Source organism: Zobellia uliginosa, from assembly GCF_018860745.1.
Classification (GTDB): domain Bacteria; phylum Bacteroidota; class Bacteroidia; order Flavobacteriales; family Flavobacteriaceae; genus Zobellia; species Zobellia uliginosa_B.
Window position 1 is genome coordinate 1,033,000 of sequence record NZ_JAHKPY010000003.1, and the last position, 15,369, is coordinate 1,048,368.

Consider the following 15,369-nt stretch of genomic DNA (forward strand, 5'->3'; position numbering starts at 1 on the left):
CTATCGATTAGCTTATCACCTCCAACTTAGCAAAGCGAAGCAATAACTTCTTTATATCTCCTTTTTCAAACTGAATTTCAGCCTTTTTATCATTACCTACCCCTTCAATTTTTATCACTTTGCCACGACCGAAACGAGTATGATTAATAACACTGCCTTCAGCTAGATTAGGGTCAACAGAATTGGTGTTCCCTACTGGTGTGGATAATTCCGGTTTTAACTTTCTTAACTTCCGTAATTGAATTTCGTTTGGTTTTTTACGAGTTGGTGGTGTGCCACCGGCAGGTTTATTCTGCCTTAACCTACTTTTATCCACTTCTCCAAAAATATCATTGTCCACAAGTGGCTTGTACCGGTAACCTGTATCAATTGGAGTAAGGTTTTCTACATATTTTTCATCTATTTCCTCTAAAAACCTACTAGGTTCAGCATCAATCAATTTCCCCCATCGATATCTGTTTTGAGTATACGTTAAATACGCTTGTTTCTCTGCACGGGTAAGTGCTACATAAAACAACCTTCGCTCCTCTTCCAACTCACTACGGGTATTCATACTCATACCGGAAGGAAAAAGATCTTCTTCCATTCCAACGATATAAACATATGGAAACTCCAATCCCTTTGCCAAGTGTATGGTCATTAAGGCCACACGGTCATCATCTCCCTTATCGTTGTCCAAATCCGTTGCCAATGCAACATCTTCTAAAAACTCACTAATACTACCCGTTGCATCCGCAATTTCTTTCTGTCCTTCCACAAAGTCCTTGATGCCGTTAAGAAGCTCTTCTATATTTTCCATTTTGCCAATTCCCTCTGGAGTGCCATCTTTTTTAAACTCCAAAAGAACACCGGACTTTTTAGCTACGTGTTCGGCCAATACAAAAGCATCCGTAGTTTCGTTCATGATCTGAAAACTTTGGATCATAGTCGTGAAATCCTGCAATTTGCGTTGTGTTCCCGCATTAATTTTCAAATTGATTTTATCAAGATTCTGGATCACTTCAAAAATAGAGCGGTTATAATGGTTAGCCGCCACGGTCAACTTATCCAAGGTAGTTTGACCTATTCCACGCGTAGGGAAATTGATAATACGTTTTAACGCTTCCTCATCTTTTGGATTGATAACCAAACGTAAATAACTCAATACGTCTTTAATCTCCTTTCTCTGATAAAAGGAAAGTCCACCGTAAATACGGTATGGAATATCTCTTTTACGTAGGGCATCTTCAATAGCACGGGATTGCGAGTTAGTACGATAGAGCACTGCAAACTCACCATTGCCCAATTGTTCGTTCATCTTGTGATCCCAAATGGAACCCGCCACAAATCTACCTTCTTCAGCATCTGTAGTGCTCCTATGTATTTTAATACTTCCCCCATCATCATTTGAGGTCCAAACTACTTTTTCTAGCTGTTCCTTATTATTGGCAATGATTGAGTTGGCGGCGTTTACTATATTCCTAGTAGACCTATAATTCTGCTCCAAACGATACATGCCTACATTATCATAATCCTTCTGAAAGTTCAAGATATTGCTAATGTTCGCACCCCGAAACGAATAAATACTCTGCGCATCATCACCTACTACACAAATATTATGAAAACGGTCTGCAAGGGCTTTTACTATAAGATATTGGGAATGGTTGGTATCTTGGTACTCATCTACCAAAATATATCGGAATCGGTCTTGATACTTAGCCAATACTTCTGGAAACCGATTCAAAAGTTCATTCGTACGAAGTAGAAGGTCATCAAAATCCATCGCACCGGCTTTAAAGCAGCGATCCACATAATTTTGATATATCTCGCCCATTCTTGGTTTTTTAGCCATGGCATCTGCCTCCACCAAATCTGGATTGTTCAAGTAAGCCTTAACAGTGATAAGACTGTTCTTAAAGGACGAAATACGGTTCTGTACCTGCTTGTACTTATATATATCCTTATCCAGCCCCATTTCTTTAATAATCGAAGCTAATAAACGCTGAGAATCCTGAGTATCATAAATTGTAAAGTTGCTAGGGAAGCCTAATTTATCTCCATCATAGCGTAAAAGCTTGGCAAAGACAGAGTGAAAAGTTCCCATCCATAGGTTTTTGGTCTCTGATCTACCGGCGATCTTGGCAATACGCTCTTTCATTTCACGAGCAGCCTTGTTGGTAAACGTAAGTGCCAAAATATTAAATGGATCTACACCTTGCTGCATTAAATAGGCAATACGAAAGGTAAGCACCCTAGTTTTTCCCGATCCAGCTCCGGCAATTACCATTAATGGTCCATCCTTATGTAGAACGGGTGCTCTTTGGGCATCGTTCAATTCATCTATGAAATTCTTCAATTTGTTAAGGTATTTTTTACAATGGTGAATTTAACCATAAATAGGCTTATCCTAAAATGATGTTTATTTCTTTTATAAACAGTTTGATGTATTTATTCTTAAAATTAATGAAGACCACAAAAGATAAACTTAAGTGGTCTTAAAACAGTGCAGTAGTACAAAATTGCTAAACAATCATAATACTTGTTTTATAAAAAAATTATACGTTGAACCTAAAGTGCATGACATCCCCATCTTTAACAATATATTCTTTACCCTCTACACGCATTTTACCAGCTTCCTTTACTTTAGCTTCACTACCAAATTGCACATAATCCTCATATGCAATAACTTCTGCGCGAATAAAACCTTTTTCAAAATCAGTATGGATAACACCTGCAGCTTGAGGTGCGGTAGCGCCTACTGGGATAGTCCATGCACGTACCTCCTTTACACCTGCGGTAAAATAAGTTTCTAAATCTAATAGCTTGTATGCACCACGTATTAATTTTGCAGAACCAGGTTCATCCAAACCAAGGTCTTCTAGAAACATTTGTCGCTCTTCATAAGTTTCAAGCTCGGTAATATCTGCTTCGGTACCAACGGCCAAAACAACTACCTCCGCATTTTCTTGGGCAACGGCAGCTTTAACCTTATCTACATAATCATTACCTGAAGTTGCCGCACTTTCATCTACATTACAAACATACATTACGGGTTTGTCCGTTATGAATTGTAAAGGCTTTACAAATTCCTCCCTATTGTCTTCTGATATATCTATAGCACGAACAGACGTTCCTGCCTCAAGACCTTCTTTTAATTTTAAAAGAACAGCTTCTTCTTTTTGAGCTTCCTTATTTCCTGTTTTAGCGGCACGTTTAACCTTATCCAATTTTTTATCTACTGTCTCGAGATCTTTTAACTGCAGCTCCATATCAATGGTTTCTTTATCGCGAATAGGATCAACAGAACCATCTACATGAACAATATTATCATCATTAAAACAGCGCAATACATGTAAAATAGCATCGGTTTCACGAATATTCCCTAAAAACTGATTTCCTAATCCCTCACCTTTACTTGCTCCTTTTACTAAACCGGCAATATCAACGATTTCTACAGTCGCAGGCAATACTCGCTCCGGATCTACCAAAGACTCTAATTTCTGTAATCGAGCATCAGGTACATTTACAACCCCAATATTAGGTTCTATGGTACAAAAAGGGAAATTGGCACTTTGTGCCTTAGCATTGGAAAGACAATTGAAAAGAGTTGATTTTCCTACATTTGGCAATCCTACGATACCTGCTTTCATCTTGAAAAAAGTAATTAAATGTTTGAATAAATTTAAAAGGTCTTCTAAAATAGTTTGCAAAGATAACTTTTTGAATCGGTATATGAATACAACACTTCCACGACTTATAATTCTAATCAAACATACTTCTTTCCGGCAAAAATAAAACTTGAACAATATTCAACAGAACAAGTGTATTTCAAACATATATTCAACGTTTTCCTTTGGAGTCTTAATTTTTCTCTTGATTTAACACAATTTTAGTACATAATACATATATTTGGTTTCTGATTATTTCGAGAACATGAACACTTCATCTGAAAAATCTTTATGGAATTTATTTGTGGAAGGGGATAAAAATGCCTTTTCGTCACTGTTTAAAACTTACTACTCTCCACTATACAGTTACGGATTGAAAATTTCCTCAGACCAATGCACCACTGAGGATTGTCTTCAAAATTTTTTTATTTACTTACATAAAAATAGAAGAAATCTAAGTGAAATTAATAATGTAAAATCTTACCTTTTTGTATCATTTAGAAGAGCAATTCTTAAAAATCTAAAACAAGAAAGAAGGTTCAGTTCATATGATGAAATTTTTGAGTCTAATCATTTATTTGCATTTTCACCTGAAGAATTAAAAATCGAACAAGAAATAAGTAACACCAAGAATACTGCCTTGGCTGTACTTTTAAACTCCCTCTCTACAAGGCAAAGGGAAGTTGTTTATCTAAAATATTACAGTGAACTCTCTATTAAAGATACCGCCGAGGTTATGAATATATCTTACCAAAGTGTATTGAACACCTTGCAAAAAGCTTTTTCCAAACTCCGGAATGAGATAGTTGAGCAAGAAATATCTGCTGTTTTACAAAAAAAATAGAAAAAGTAGGGTATAATAATAAAGTGATGGTCTCTTTACTATTGAAGACCATTCTTATGAGTAATAAAAATCTGTCCCTTTTAGAAATTCTTATTAATGACGCATCCTTTGTGAACTGGGCTAAAAACCAGAATCAAAATGATGTTGCCTTCTGGAAAAAATGGATTGCTGAACATCCTGATAAAATAGATACCGTGTACAATGCCAAGGCAATTGTATTAGGAATTCAGTTTAATCCAGTTCAAATTCCAGAAAACAAAATCAATAGGGAGCTTAATGATATTTTAGCTCAAATAGAACCTGGAGAAACCGCACCATTAAAGCCAAATAAAAAAACGAGTATCCTCACATATTTAGGCATAGCTGCGGCTGTGGTCCTTATAGTTACTTTTGTTAATAGATTTTCTGCCGAAGACAGTACTATAGTAACACATAAAACGGTTTACGGAGAAATAATAGACCTTAAACTTCCTGATGGAACTTCAGTTGTTTTAAATGGGAATTCCGAAATTTCATATGACAAATCCGCTCCCCGGAATATTAATTTAAAAGGAGAGGCTTATTTTAAAGTCAAGGCCATTCCTTCTACGCAAGCCAAATTTTGGGTTAACACAAAAGATTTAAAAGTAGAGGTCTACGGAACTCAATTCTCTGTAAATACAAGAAATGAAAAAACAGGTGTTCTCCTGGATGAAGGCTCAATACAACTTTTATTGGGCAATGGGTCTACTAGAAAAATGATACCAGGGGAAATGGTGTCTTATTCTGATGATGACAAAGAAGTTACCCATAAAAAGGTGACTCAAGACCTTTCTTATTCTTTATGGCGCGAAGGAACTTATGTTTTCAATAACACCTCTGTATATGAGGTCATGAGAAATGTAGAGCATGCATATGGCTTGAAAACCGAATTTATAGACGAAGAACTTAAAAATCAAAAACTATCTGGGGGTATCCCTAATCAAAATCTCAAAATTTGTTTGTCAGCAATAGAAAAATCGACGGGAACTAGAATTGTCGTAAAAGACAAAAGGCTATTAATATTCAAGAACTAACTAAAATCAATTTACAAATTAGAATTATGAGAAAAACTATTATGAAAACACTGTTAACTGCCATCCTGATTTTAGGTACAGTGCAGATTCAGGCTTCGGACAAAAGCTTGAATATGGAATTGGAAAAGAATGTTGCTCTATCCGATTTTCTTAATGATGTGAGCAAAAAGCATAAAGTATTTTTTACTTACAATGCAAGCCTTATATCAGGGGAGAATCTTGACCCTGAAGAATATAGATATAATAAACTGAATAAAATCATTACTAAACTTGAAAGTAAAACAAGTTTTGATTTTGAATATTTAGGCAACAACTATTATGTGGTTTATCACAAAAAAGCAGGAAAAGCTAAGGTTAATAAGCTTTCGCTAAATAACCTAGGGTATAGCACGGTAGATTTATCAGAACTACAACAATCGGTTACCGGTACTGTAAAAGACCAAGATGGTTTACCGTTGGCAGGAGTTAACGTTGTTGAAAAAGGTACCTCTAACGGGACAACAACAGATTTTGATGGTAATTACACCATTGATGTTTCTGATGGGGCCAGCTTAGAGTTTAGTTTTATCGGTTTTGCAAGTAAAATACAAAAAGTAGATGGTAAATCTGTTGTTAATGTATCACTTAGTGAAGGTGTACAATTAGAAGAGTTTATTGTTGTTGGTTCTAGAACTGCACCAAGAAGTAATACAGATACGCCTTTACCAGTTGATGTTGTTGGCGTAAAGGAATTGACTTCTACCGGTCAAGCAACTTTTGATAAAGCTTTGCAGTACAGAATTCCATCATTTAATACGGTTCAAACACCAGTAAACGATGCAACTTCTTTACTGGATCCTTATGAAATTAGAAACATGGGACCATCTAGAACATTAATTTTGATTAATGGTAAGCGTAAGAACTTAAGTGCCTTGTTATATACACAAACATCTCCGGGTCGTGGTGAAACAGGTGCGGATATTTCTGCTATCCCTACAGATGCAATCAAAAGAGTAGAGATTTTAAGAGATGGTGCTTCTGCTCAATATGGTTCTGATGCAATTGCAGGTGTAATGAATATTATTTTAAAAGATTCACCTAATGAAGGCTCTGCTACCTTGCGCGGGGGAATTACTTCTGAAGGTGATGGTGAAATGTTTGGTGTGGCCGTTAATAATGGATCTACTATTGGTGAAGATAAAGGCTTCATAAACTACACTATTGACCTATCCAAAGTAAACCAAGCAAATCGTCCTGGTACGGTAAATGCAGCCGGTGAAGCTGTTGATTTTGGAGCTGATATTGCAGATGTACAGGAGTTCTTGTCTAGAAGACCTGATGCCGGAAATATTAATGGCTCTCCAGAAACTGCTGCTGCTAAATTCTCACTTAACTTAGGTTATGACTTAAGTGAAAACACTTCATTATATGGTAATGCAGCTTATGTCTACAAAGCCGTAAATAGTTTTGCTAACTATAGGACACCGTATTGGAGGACTGTAGATGATTACCCATATTTGGCAGATTTTTTCCCTGGAAACAATCCAAACACAGCTGGTGGTTATGATGGTTATGTTCCTACTTTTGAGGGTTTATTAAGTGATTATAATGCTACAATAGGTTTCAAATCAACTATTAATGATTGGAATATTGATGCAAGTTTTACAACCGGAGGTAACTTACAGACCTATAAAGTAAATGACACTCATAATAGAAACATCGTATATTCTCCATCAGTATTTATAGATGCTAACGGTAATGGCTCCGTTGATGACGGAGAAATAACAGAAGGTTCTGAACTATACAGAGAAAACAGTCAACAATCTTTTGATCCAGGAGGAACAAGATTTTCTCATAATGTAGGCAACATTGATATTTCAAGGTTGCTTTCTGATAAAATCAGTATTGGTTTTGGTGCTGAGTTCAGAACGGAAACTTTTGAAATCATAGAAGGAGAATTAGCTTCTTACGATGGTGGTGGTGCAGATTCTTTTGCTGGAGCCTCTCCTCAAAACTCAGGAAAATTCAACCGCTACAATATTGGTGGCTACTTGAGTTTAGATTATGATGTAACCGATGCTTTCTTGCTAAGTGGTACTATTAGAACAGAAAACTATTCTGATTTTGGTAATGCTTTTGTATACAAGTTCAGTACCCGTTACAAAGTAGCCGACGCGTTTACTTTAAGAGGTTCTATTTCTTCTGGTTTTAGAGCTCCTACCCTACACCAAATATATACACAAAAAGCACAGTACAGTTTTGTTCCAGGACAAGGTATACAAGTAGGTGGTTTAATCAATAACGTATCTACACAAGCTAAACTTTTAGGTATACCACAACTAGATGCTGAAACGTCTACCAACTTTACCATTGGTGTTGGTGGAAAAATTGCGGATAAATTTAGTTATACTTTGGATTATTACAATATTGTTGTTGAAGATAGAATTGTTTTAGGAAATGAAATAGGACCTAGTGGAGATGCCACAAACCCTTTAGATATTCTTTTAGCGAGCAATAACTTAAGTGATGTTAGTTTTTTCTCTAATGCTATTGATACCAGAACATCTGGTGTAGATGTTGTTCTTGCATATAAAGGCATAAAGCTTGGAGCTGGTAATTTAGATTTGAATTTATCTGGAAACTATACTATACAAAACGAACTTGATGGTCCTGTTAAGGATATTGATTTAGTAGCCAATTCCGGGCAATCTGTAGTAAATGAAACTCAGGAAGCTTTGTTTTTCACTTCACGTCCGCAAACCAAATGGATTTTTGGAATAAACTACGATATCAACAAATTCGGTTTCTCTTTGAACAACACGTATTTCGGGAAAACTAAATTCCAACAACAAGGTTTGGATGATAACTTGTTTACTGAGTTTACACCAAATGTCGTAACTGACTTAGGAATCAATTTTAATGCAACTGAAAAATTCACGATTGCATTGAATGTAAACAACATATTTGATGTGTTGCCTGAGTGGAGTTTTCAATCCAAAAATTCTGCAGGAAATGCTATTTTGGCTGACCCAGCACAAGTCCAGAATCAATCTAACCTAATTACTTTCAACCAAAGATATTCTCAAATGACTTATGATGGTTACCATTTTAGTCAATTAGGAACGATGTTTAACTTGTCGCTAAACTATAAATTCTAAGACTTTGTTTTAAGTGTAATATTGTTTTAGCTTAAACTGCCCAATTTCTTGGGCAGTTTTTTTTATATACCATATTTAGGCTTTGCATATTACAGCTACCAATTGTAAACTTCCATTTAATCCTCTTAAGGTCAAGAAATAAAAAACCGGGCATTGCCCGGTTTTTGATCTTTAAATTCTCAACTAAATATTCTTTGTCCAACTATCCGTCAGGATGCATGAATTTTTGTTTTGCCAAAAGTGTTTCTTCAGACTCTACATGGTCTTCATCGGGCACACAACAATCTACTGGGCAAACCGCTGCACATTGTGGCTCTTCATGAAAGCCCATACATTCCGTACATTTGTCCGGAGAAATATAATAAATCTCATCACTTATAGGTTCCTGCACCTCCTCCGCATTTACAGCTTTTCCATCAGGAAGCACAACATCACCTTCAAGGGAAGTGCCATCTGTATAACGCCATTCATCCGCTCCTTCGTAAATTGCAGTATTCGGACATTCTGGCTCGCAAGCTCCGCAGTTAATGCATTCATCCGTTATTACTATTGCCATATTATTTTTATTAAGCTGAACAGCCTCTTAAACCGTTCGTTAAATTTTCGTTTTAACCGTTAAAGCAAAAAATCGATTGAGTATTCTTACTTTTGCACAAAGGTACTTCGGAATACAATTTTGAACAAATATATGAACGACCATCACAAAACTTTTATTGCATTTGTTAAACTCGGCCACTTTCTTAGGGAGTTTGTTACATTGAAAACACCAAATGACGAATGGTCGCAGAAATTAGACGATGCTGTTACTTTATCCAAGCATAAAAACGGTTGGTTCACAAGAGAAAATGTCATTAACTCACTTCAAAGTTGGGGAGAACTATTAACCGAGGATAAACTTTCTGAATGGGTCAACTCTTATGATTTAACTACGAACAAACCAAAGACGGTGGCACTGATTATGGCGGGAAATATTCCCCTAGTTGGTTTTCATGATTTTCTGTCTGTATTGATAACGGGAAATAAAGTCATGGCAAAGCTTTCATCCAATGATGATGTTCTTATGCTATTCATAAAAAACTATCTAACTTCTATTGAACCCAATTTAAAGGACTCCATAGAAATTTCAGATGGTAAAATGGAAGGTTTTGATGTTGTTATAGCAACGGGAAGCAACAATACCTCACGCTATTTTGAGCATTATTTTGGTAAAGTACCCAATATTATTCGAAAGAATAGAAATTCAATTGCGGTTTTAACGGGAAAGGAATCTAAGCAGCAGCTACATGCTTTAGGAGAAGATATCTTTAGATACTACGGATTGGGCTGCCGGAGTGTTAGTAAAGTATTCGTGCCTCAAGATTTTGAATTCTCTACCCTGTTTGAAGCGGTTTATGATTATCATCCTATTGTAGACCACGTTAAATACGCTAACAATTACGATTACAATAAAGCCGTTTATCTCATGTCTGAATTTAAAATACTGGATAACGGATTTTTAATTCTCAAAGAAGACAAAAGCTACTCCTCTCCTATTGCATCCTTATTTTATGAACGCTATAAAAGTTTGGAATTGCTAAAAGAACGATTAATATTAGATACTAACGAATTGCAATGCATTGTTGGCAATGGTATTGTTAAAAATGAAATTGACTTTGGTCAGACCCAAAAGCCCTCATTAACAGACTACGCGGATAATGTAGATACTGTTGACTTCCTGTTAAGAACCTAATAGAAATTTTTGTTAATAGTTAGATGCGTTTCCCTTAAATTCAAGACCTTTACCTCTTAATTTTTTTACATCCCTTATGAAAAAACATAATTTTAGTGCCGGACCATGTATACTGCCCCAAGAAGTGTTGTTGAAATCTTCTGAAGCTATTTTAGATTTTAACGGTTCCGGGCTTTCGCTCATAGAGGTTTCCCATAGAAGTAAAGACTTTGTAGAAGTCATAGAAAATGCTCGTAGCCTGGCGCTTGAGCTTTTAGGACTTCAGAATCAAGGTTACACTTCACTATTTTTACAAGGTGGTGCAAGTATGGAGTTTTTAATGGTGGCTTATAATTTTCTAGAGAAAAAAGCCGGATACCTTAATACAGGTACTTGGAGTGAAAAAGCTATCAAAGAAGCTAAATTATTTGGCGATGTGGTTGAAGTGGGCTCCTCTAAAGACGAAAATTTCAATTATATCCCTAAAGGATACGCGATACCTGAAGATCTAGATTACCTTCATATTACTTCTAACAACACTATTTTTGGAACGCAGGTAAAGAAATTTCCAAAGACCAATGTGCCTTTGATCTGTGATATGAGTTCTGATATTTTCTCTCGTCAAATGGATTTTTCTCAATTTGACCTGATTTATGCCGGTGCACAGAAAAACATGGGACCGGCAGGAACCACACTTGTTGTAGTAAAAGATGATATTCTTGGTAAAGTTTCTAGAAAAATTCCTAGCATGCTAGATTACCAAGTACACATATCAAAAGATAGTATGTTCAATACACCCTCGGTCTTTGCAGTGTATACTTCCATGCTTACCCTACAGTGGTTAAAGAATTTAGGTGGAATTGATGCCATAGAGGAAATCAATGAGAAAAAAGCACGATTGCTATATTCTGAAATTGATTTAAACCCTGTTTTTAAAGGGTATGCTAATAAGGAAGATCGTTCTATAATGAATGCCACCTTTAATTTAGCTGATGATAAATTAAAAGACACTTTTGATGCCCTTTGGAAAGAAGCTGGCATAAACGGGTTGAACGGTCACCGTTCTGTTGGTGGATACCGTGCTTCTATGTACAATGCACTTTCTTTAGAAAGTGTAGGTGTTCTTGTAGATGTAATGAGTGAAATGGAAAGAAAAGGGTAACTAATCCCATCAATTCGAATAAAAGAATGTGTCCGTTAGTATTTAACTAGCGGACTTCATTTTACTTGATAGTAATACTAATAAATTTTCCGAATAGAATGAAGATACTTGCAAACGATGGAATAGCCCAATCTGGTATTAACGTACTTGAGAATTCAGGTTTTGAAGTCCTTACCACTACGGTTGCCCAAGAGCAGTTACAGAATTTCATAAACGAGAATGACATAACTGGTTTATTGGTGAGAGGTGCCACACAGGTACGAAAGGATATTATTGATAATTGCCCTAGCCTAAGGCTTATAGGTAGAGGTGGCGTTGGAATGGATAATATTGATGTAGAATATGCCAAAGAAAAAGGTCTACACGTTATTAATACACCAGAAGCATCTTCATCATCGGTAGCGGAGCTTGTTTTTGCTCACCTTTTTGGTGGAGTAAGATATTTGCACGATGCCAATAGAAATATGCCCCTTGAAGGAGACAGCAATTTCAAACGCTTAAAAAAATCATACGGAAGTGGAATAGAATTAAGAGGCAAGACCTTAGGAATTATAGGATTTGGAAGAATAGGACAGGCAACTGCTAAAATTGCTTTAGGTGTGGGCATGAAGGTTATTTTTCATGATCCATTTATTGAAAAAGCTTTAGTTAAGATTCCTTTTTTTGATGGACAATCCGTTTCTTTTGAATTTGAGTCGCAAAGCAAGGAAACTTTAATTTCTACTTCGGATTTCATAACACTTCATGTTCCGGCACAAAACAACTATGTACTTGGCAAGGAAGAATTTGAAATGATGAAGCCCGGTGTTGGTATTATAAATGCTGCTCGTGGTGGAGTCTTGGACGAAGTGGCTTTGGTTGATGCCTTAGAAAATGGTAATGTCATTTTTGCCGGTCTTGACGTTTATGAATCCGAGCCTTCACCTGAAATTAGAATTCTCATGCACCCAAATATTTCATTAACACCGCACATAGGTGCAGCTACAGGAGAAGCACAAAACCGAATAGGAATGGAATTGGCAGAGCAAATCATTACCTTGCTAAAATAAGTACGGTACAATACCTTTAAGAAAACCTCGTTGAAACATGTACTGTTTTGCGAGGTTTTCTCATTTATAACTGTGAAACACTAAACCAAAGAATAAATAGTGCACACGGATTTACACAAACAAAACAAATTAAGCTCTTGGATATCAAAAAGATACATTTTTTGAATTATTCAAATTTAGTCGGTATTTTACGTGTACTATTTTGATTATCCCGTATTTATCAAGGAATCTTTTTCGTAAATTGTAAATAATATTAAAACACTAAACATTATGTCAGGATTATTAGATTTATTAAGCAGCCCAATGGGGCAACAACTTATAAGTGGTGTGGCCAGCCAGACCGGTAGTTCAACCGATCAAACCGGCAGTGTATTAAGTATGGCTTTACCCGTGTTAATGGGTGCTATGAAAAAAAATGCATCCTCACCAGAAGGTGCCCAAGGTTTAATGAGTGCGCTTTCAGGAAAGCACGACGGTGGCATTTTAGACAATCTAGGTGGACTTTTTAGCGGCGGTGTTGACCAATCTGTAATGGATGACGGTGCTGGTATTCTAGGACATGTCTTAGGCGGTAAACAAGCTACTGTAGAAAATGCGCTAAGCCAAAAATCAGGAATGGATACAGGTTCTGTTTCAACTATTTTAAAAGTTGCCGCCCCTATTCTTTTAGGTTTCTTGGGCAAGCAAACCAAAGAACAGAATGTAACCGATTCTAATGGTATTGGTAACCTTTTAGGCGGACTAATGGGTGGCGGAGAAACAGGTAACAAACAACAATCCTTGATAGAATCTTTTTTAGACTCCGATGGTGATGGTAGCATCCTTGATGATGTAGCTTCTATGGCTCTTGGAGGAAATAAAGGAGGAATAGGTGGTCTGTTAGGCGGTCTTTTCGGAAAGTAGGAAACACTTTTTATAATCTTAAAAAGCCACTTGTTGATACAAGTGGCTTTTTTTTGTAAATTGGAGGAGCTACCTCAGAAAAGCTGCAAATAAAAATGAAAAAAATATTTTTAGTTCTTGGTATATTCAGCCTGGCAATTTCATCAATTGTAAGCAGTTGCTCTAGCACTAAGGAAACCGTTACTGTTTCAGCTAAAGAGAAAACTGCTTTTCAGCAAAAGGAAGGAGATACCATAACCATTGCTAGTGATAAAACCGAATATGAGATTATCATCATTGAGCCGGGATTTAATTTTTGGCTACAGGGAATAGCAAGACCTCGGGATTATTATACTCAGTCGTTCATGGAAAATCGAAACCAGATTTTTGTCACAAACTATAACCAAAGGGTTATGCAACCTATGCGCTTTGACCCTAATTTATATGAGCAACAAATAAATTATGAACCTCATATTGATTATGGATATGAGGTGAATTATAAGCTATATAATTACTTTATATATTTTCAAAGAAAATACAATCAACGTCTAGGCCCCTTTGTACCAAGAATTTGATTGACTATATTTGTCCAGACACACGTTATGAAAAAACTAAAACAACGTTGGGGTGTTGACTCCAATATTCAGTTAGCAATTATTTTTATAGTCTTTGCTATTACAGGTTCCACAGCTGCTAAACTAGCTGCTCCGGTAACTGCTTTTATGGGATTAGATAGTGAGACAACCAATGCTTGGTTGTATTGGACTTGCCGTATCCTTTTAATATTTCCTATTTACCAAGTGCTTTTAGTGGCCTTTGGATGGCTCTTCGGACAGTTTAAATTCTTTTGGAATTTTGAAAAAAAGATGATCAATAGGCTCGGTTTAGGCTTTCTGCTTAAATAATGTGTTTTCTTGTAATAGCTGATAATTTGTTATTTGTTTTTCATAGTGCAGAATTACTGGAAATCTAAATTTTATTCGCTTGCGGCTCTGTTTTTAGATTTAAAATGAAAACCATGCACAAGTTGCCCTAAGAAACTTTTGGGCATTTCATCATCCCCTTCATAACCAAGTGGAACCAAGCCGCTATCCTCTGGAATATAGTTGGTCTTGAAAATATAATCCCATAAGCTTAAACTAATACCATAATTAACACCATTCTTCCTTCCTTCAGGTAGTTCATACGCATGATGGTACAAATGCATAACCGGATTATTAAAAATATATTTTAAAGGGCCCCATGTGAGCTTTATATTCGAGTGATTTAAGTGGCCGATGGCAATTGCGAAAAAATGAACTATATAAGCTTGTTCTGGCTCAAAGCCACCCAAAATCATTACGGCAAAAGTTTTAAGTGGTTTGTAGAATAAATTTTCCATCCAGTGATATCTCATATGAGCGGCAAAACCCATTTCTTTTACACTATGGTGAACTTTATGAAATTCCCATAAAAAAGCATACCTATGAAGCAACATATGAGTGAACCATTGTACAAAATCCAAAAGAATAAAAAAGACCACTAATTGTAAAAATGGCGACCAACCTCGTATATTAAACAAGGATAAAGTATCAACTGAAATACCTAAGTCTAAAAATAAGACTTCTAGCAACTTATAAAAACCACTTATAGCAATTGCAAAAAGAAAAAAATTAAAAAAAATATAAAATCCATCTAACCAAAAATCCTTTCTGAAAACAGCTTGATTTTTACGCCAAGGAAAGGCTATTTCAAGAATCCAAACCAAAACGGAAAGTAAAATAATACCCCAAAAATAATTGGTATACCAAGGCACATCAAACAGGATGGATTTCCATGTCCAATCTATCGTTCCCCTAAAGGAATTTATAAATGCATCAAAATACTTTTGCATGGTTAAGGGTAT

13 protein-coding genes are annotated in these 15,369 nt (G+C 36.0%); 9 read left to right on the forward strand and 4 right to left on the reverse strand.

What is annotated here, in order from left to right:
* Positions 1-7: 7 nt before the first annotated feature.
* Entirely contained in the window at positions 8-2,335 is a 2,328-nt protein-coding gene (locus tag KO521_RS08270) for an ATP-dependent helicase (protein WP_215939420.1), read from the reverse strand.
* 199 nt (positions 2,336-2,534) lie between these two features.
* On the reverse strand, positions 2,535-3,629 hold the full coding sequence (gene ychF / locus KO521_RS08275) for a redox-regulated ATPase YchF (RefSeq protein ID WP_215939587.1): 1,095 nt from the start codon (positions 3,627-3,629) through the stop codon (positions 2,535-2,537).
* A gap of 283 nt (positions 3,630-3,912) precedes the next feature.
* Between ychF and KO521_RS08280 the strand changes: the two genes are divergently transcribed.
* From KO521_RS08280 to KO521_RS08290, 3 genes are read left to right on the forward strand one after another with little or no spacing between them, the layout of a single operon-like run.
* On the forward strand, positions 3,913-4,491 hold the full coding sequence (locus tag KO521_RS08280; RefSeq protein ID WP_215939421.1) for an RNA polymerase sigma factor: 579 nt from the start codon (positions 3,913-3,915) through the stop codon (positions 4,489-4,491).
* A gap of 56 nt (positions 4,492-4,547) precedes the next feature.
* Positions 4,548-5,546: a FecR family protein gene (locus KO521_RS08285; RefSeq protein ID WP_215939422.1), complete on the forward strand. Its 999-nt coding sequence runs from the start codon at positions 4,548-4,550 to the stop codon at positions 5,544-5,546.
* 26 nt (positions 5,547-5,572) lie between these two features.
* Entirely contained in the window at positions 5,573-8,683 is a 3,111-nt protein-coding gene (locus tag KO521_RS08290) for a TonB-dependent receptor (RefSeq protein WP_252729942.1), read from the forward strand.
* Between the two features lie 202 nt (positions 8,684-8,885).
* Here the strand turns inward: KO521_RS08290 and KO521_RS08295 are convergent, their stop codons facing one another.
* On the reverse strand, positions 8,886-9,239 hold the full coding sequence (locus KO521_RS08295; RefSeq protein WP_215939423.1) for a 4Fe-4S dicluster domain-containing protein: 354 nt from the start codon (positions 9,237-9,239) through the stop codon (positions 8,886-8,888).
* 132 nt (positions 9,240-9,371) lie between these two features.
* Between KO521_RS08295 and KO521_RS08300 the strand changes: the two genes are divergently transcribed.
* The 6 genes from KO521_RS08300 to KO521_RS08325 all read left to right on the forward strand — a co-directional run bounded on the left by KO521_RS08300 (position 9,372) and on the right by KO521_RS08325 (position 14,389).
* Positions 9,372-10,412, forward strand: coding sequence for an acyl-CoA reductase (locus KO521_RS08300; RefSeq protein ID WP_215939424.1), 1,041 nt, complete (start codon positions 9,372-9,374; stop codon positions 10,410-10,412).
* A 76-nt stretch (positions 10,413-10,488) separates the two neighbouring features.
* Positions 10,489-11,553 (forward strand): 3-phosphoserine/phosphohydroxythreonine transaminase, encoded by a 1,065-nt coding sequence (gene serC, locus KO521_RS08305; protein ID WP_215939425.1) that lies wholly within the window; start codon positions 10,489-10,491, stop codon positions 11,551-11,553.
* Between the two features lie 98 nt (positions 11,554-11,651).
* Positions 11,652-12,602: a D-2-hydroxyacid dehydrogenase gene (locus KO521_RS08310; protein ID WP_215939426.1), complete on the forward strand. Its 951-nt coding sequence runs from the start codon at positions 11,652-11,654 to the stop codon at positions 12,600-12,602.
* Positions 12,603-12,872: 270 nt separating this feature from the next.
* The gene (locus KO521_RS08315) at positions 12,873-13,505 is read left to right on the forward strand and encodes a DUF937 domain-containing protein (protein WP_215939427.1); all 633 of its coding nucleotides are present in this window, start codon (positions 12,873-12,875) and stop codon (positions 13,503-13,505) included.
* A 95-nt stretch (positions 13,506-13,600) separates the two neighbouring features.
* The gene (locus KO521_RS08320) at positions 13,601-14,059 is read left to right on the forward strand and encodes a DUF6146 family protein (RefSeq protein WP_215939428.1); all 459 of its coding nucleotides are present in this window, start codon (positions 13,601-13,603) and stop codon (positions 14,057-14,059) included.
* 27 nt (positions 14,060-14,086) lie between these two features.
* Positions 14,087-14,389 (forward strand): DUF6787 family protein, encoded by a 303-nt coding sequence (locus KO521_RS08325; RefSeq protein ID WP_215939429.1) that lies wholly within the window; start codon positions 14,087-14,089, stop codon positions 14,387-14,389.
* A 71-nt stretch (positions 14,390-14,460) separates the two neighbouring features.
* Here KO521_RS08325 and KO521_RS08330 read toward each other — a convergent pair whose 3' ends face one another.
* Complete coding sequence (locus KO521_RS08330) at positions 14,461-15,357, reverse strand: sterol desaturase family protein (RefSeq protein WP_215939430.1); 897 nt, start codon at positions 15,355-15,357, stop codon at positions 14,461-14,463.
* Positions 15,358-15,369 lie beyond the last annotated feature (12 nt).

Coding starts and splice junctions, on each gene's coding strand:
- KO521_RS08310 (WP_215939426.1), top strand. CDS start 11,652: ATGAAGATACTTGCAAACGATGGAATAGCCCAATCTGGTATTAACGTA.
- KO521_RS08280 (WP_215939421.1), top strand. CDS start 3,913: ATGAACACTTCATCTGAAAAATCTTTATGGAATTTATTTGTGGAAGGG.
- KO521_RS08300 (WP_215939424.1), top strand. CDS start 9,372: ATGAACGACCATCACAAAACTTTTATTGCATTTGTTAAACTCGGCCAC.
- KO521_RS08295 (WP_215939423.1), bottom strand. CDS start 9,239: ATGGCAATAGTAATAACGGATGAATGCATTAACTGCGGAGCTTGCGAG.
- ychF (WP_215939587.1), bottom strand. CDS start 3,629: ATGAAAGCAGGTATCGTAGGATTGCCAAATGTAGGAAAATCAACTCTT.
- KO521_RS08330 (WP_215939430.1), bottom strand. CDS start 15,357: ATGCAAAAGTATTTTGATGCATTTATAAATTCCTTTAGGGGAACGATA.
- KO521_RS08285 (WP_215939422.1), top strand. CDS start 4,548: ATGAGTAATAAAAATCTGTCCCTTTTAGAAATTCTTATTAATGACGCA.
- KO521_RS08325 (WP_215939429.1), top strand. CDS start 14,087: ATGAAAAAACTAAAACAACGTTGGGGTGTTGACTCCAATATTCAGTTA.
- KO521_RS08320 (WP_215939428.1), top strand. CDS start 13,601: ATGAAAAAAATATTTTTAGTTCTTGGTATATTCAGCCTGGCAATTTCA.
- KO521_RS08290 (WP_252729942.1), top strand. CDS start 5,573: ATGAGAAAAACTATTATGAAAACACTGTTAACTGCCATCCTGATTTTA.
- KO521_RS08315 (WP_215939427.1), top strand. CDS start 12,873: ATGTCAGGATTATTAGATTTATTAAGCAGCCCAATGGGGCAACAACTT.
- serC (WP_215939425.1), top strand. CDS start 10,489: ATGAAAAAACATAATTTTAGTGCCGGACCATGTATACTGCCCCAAGAA.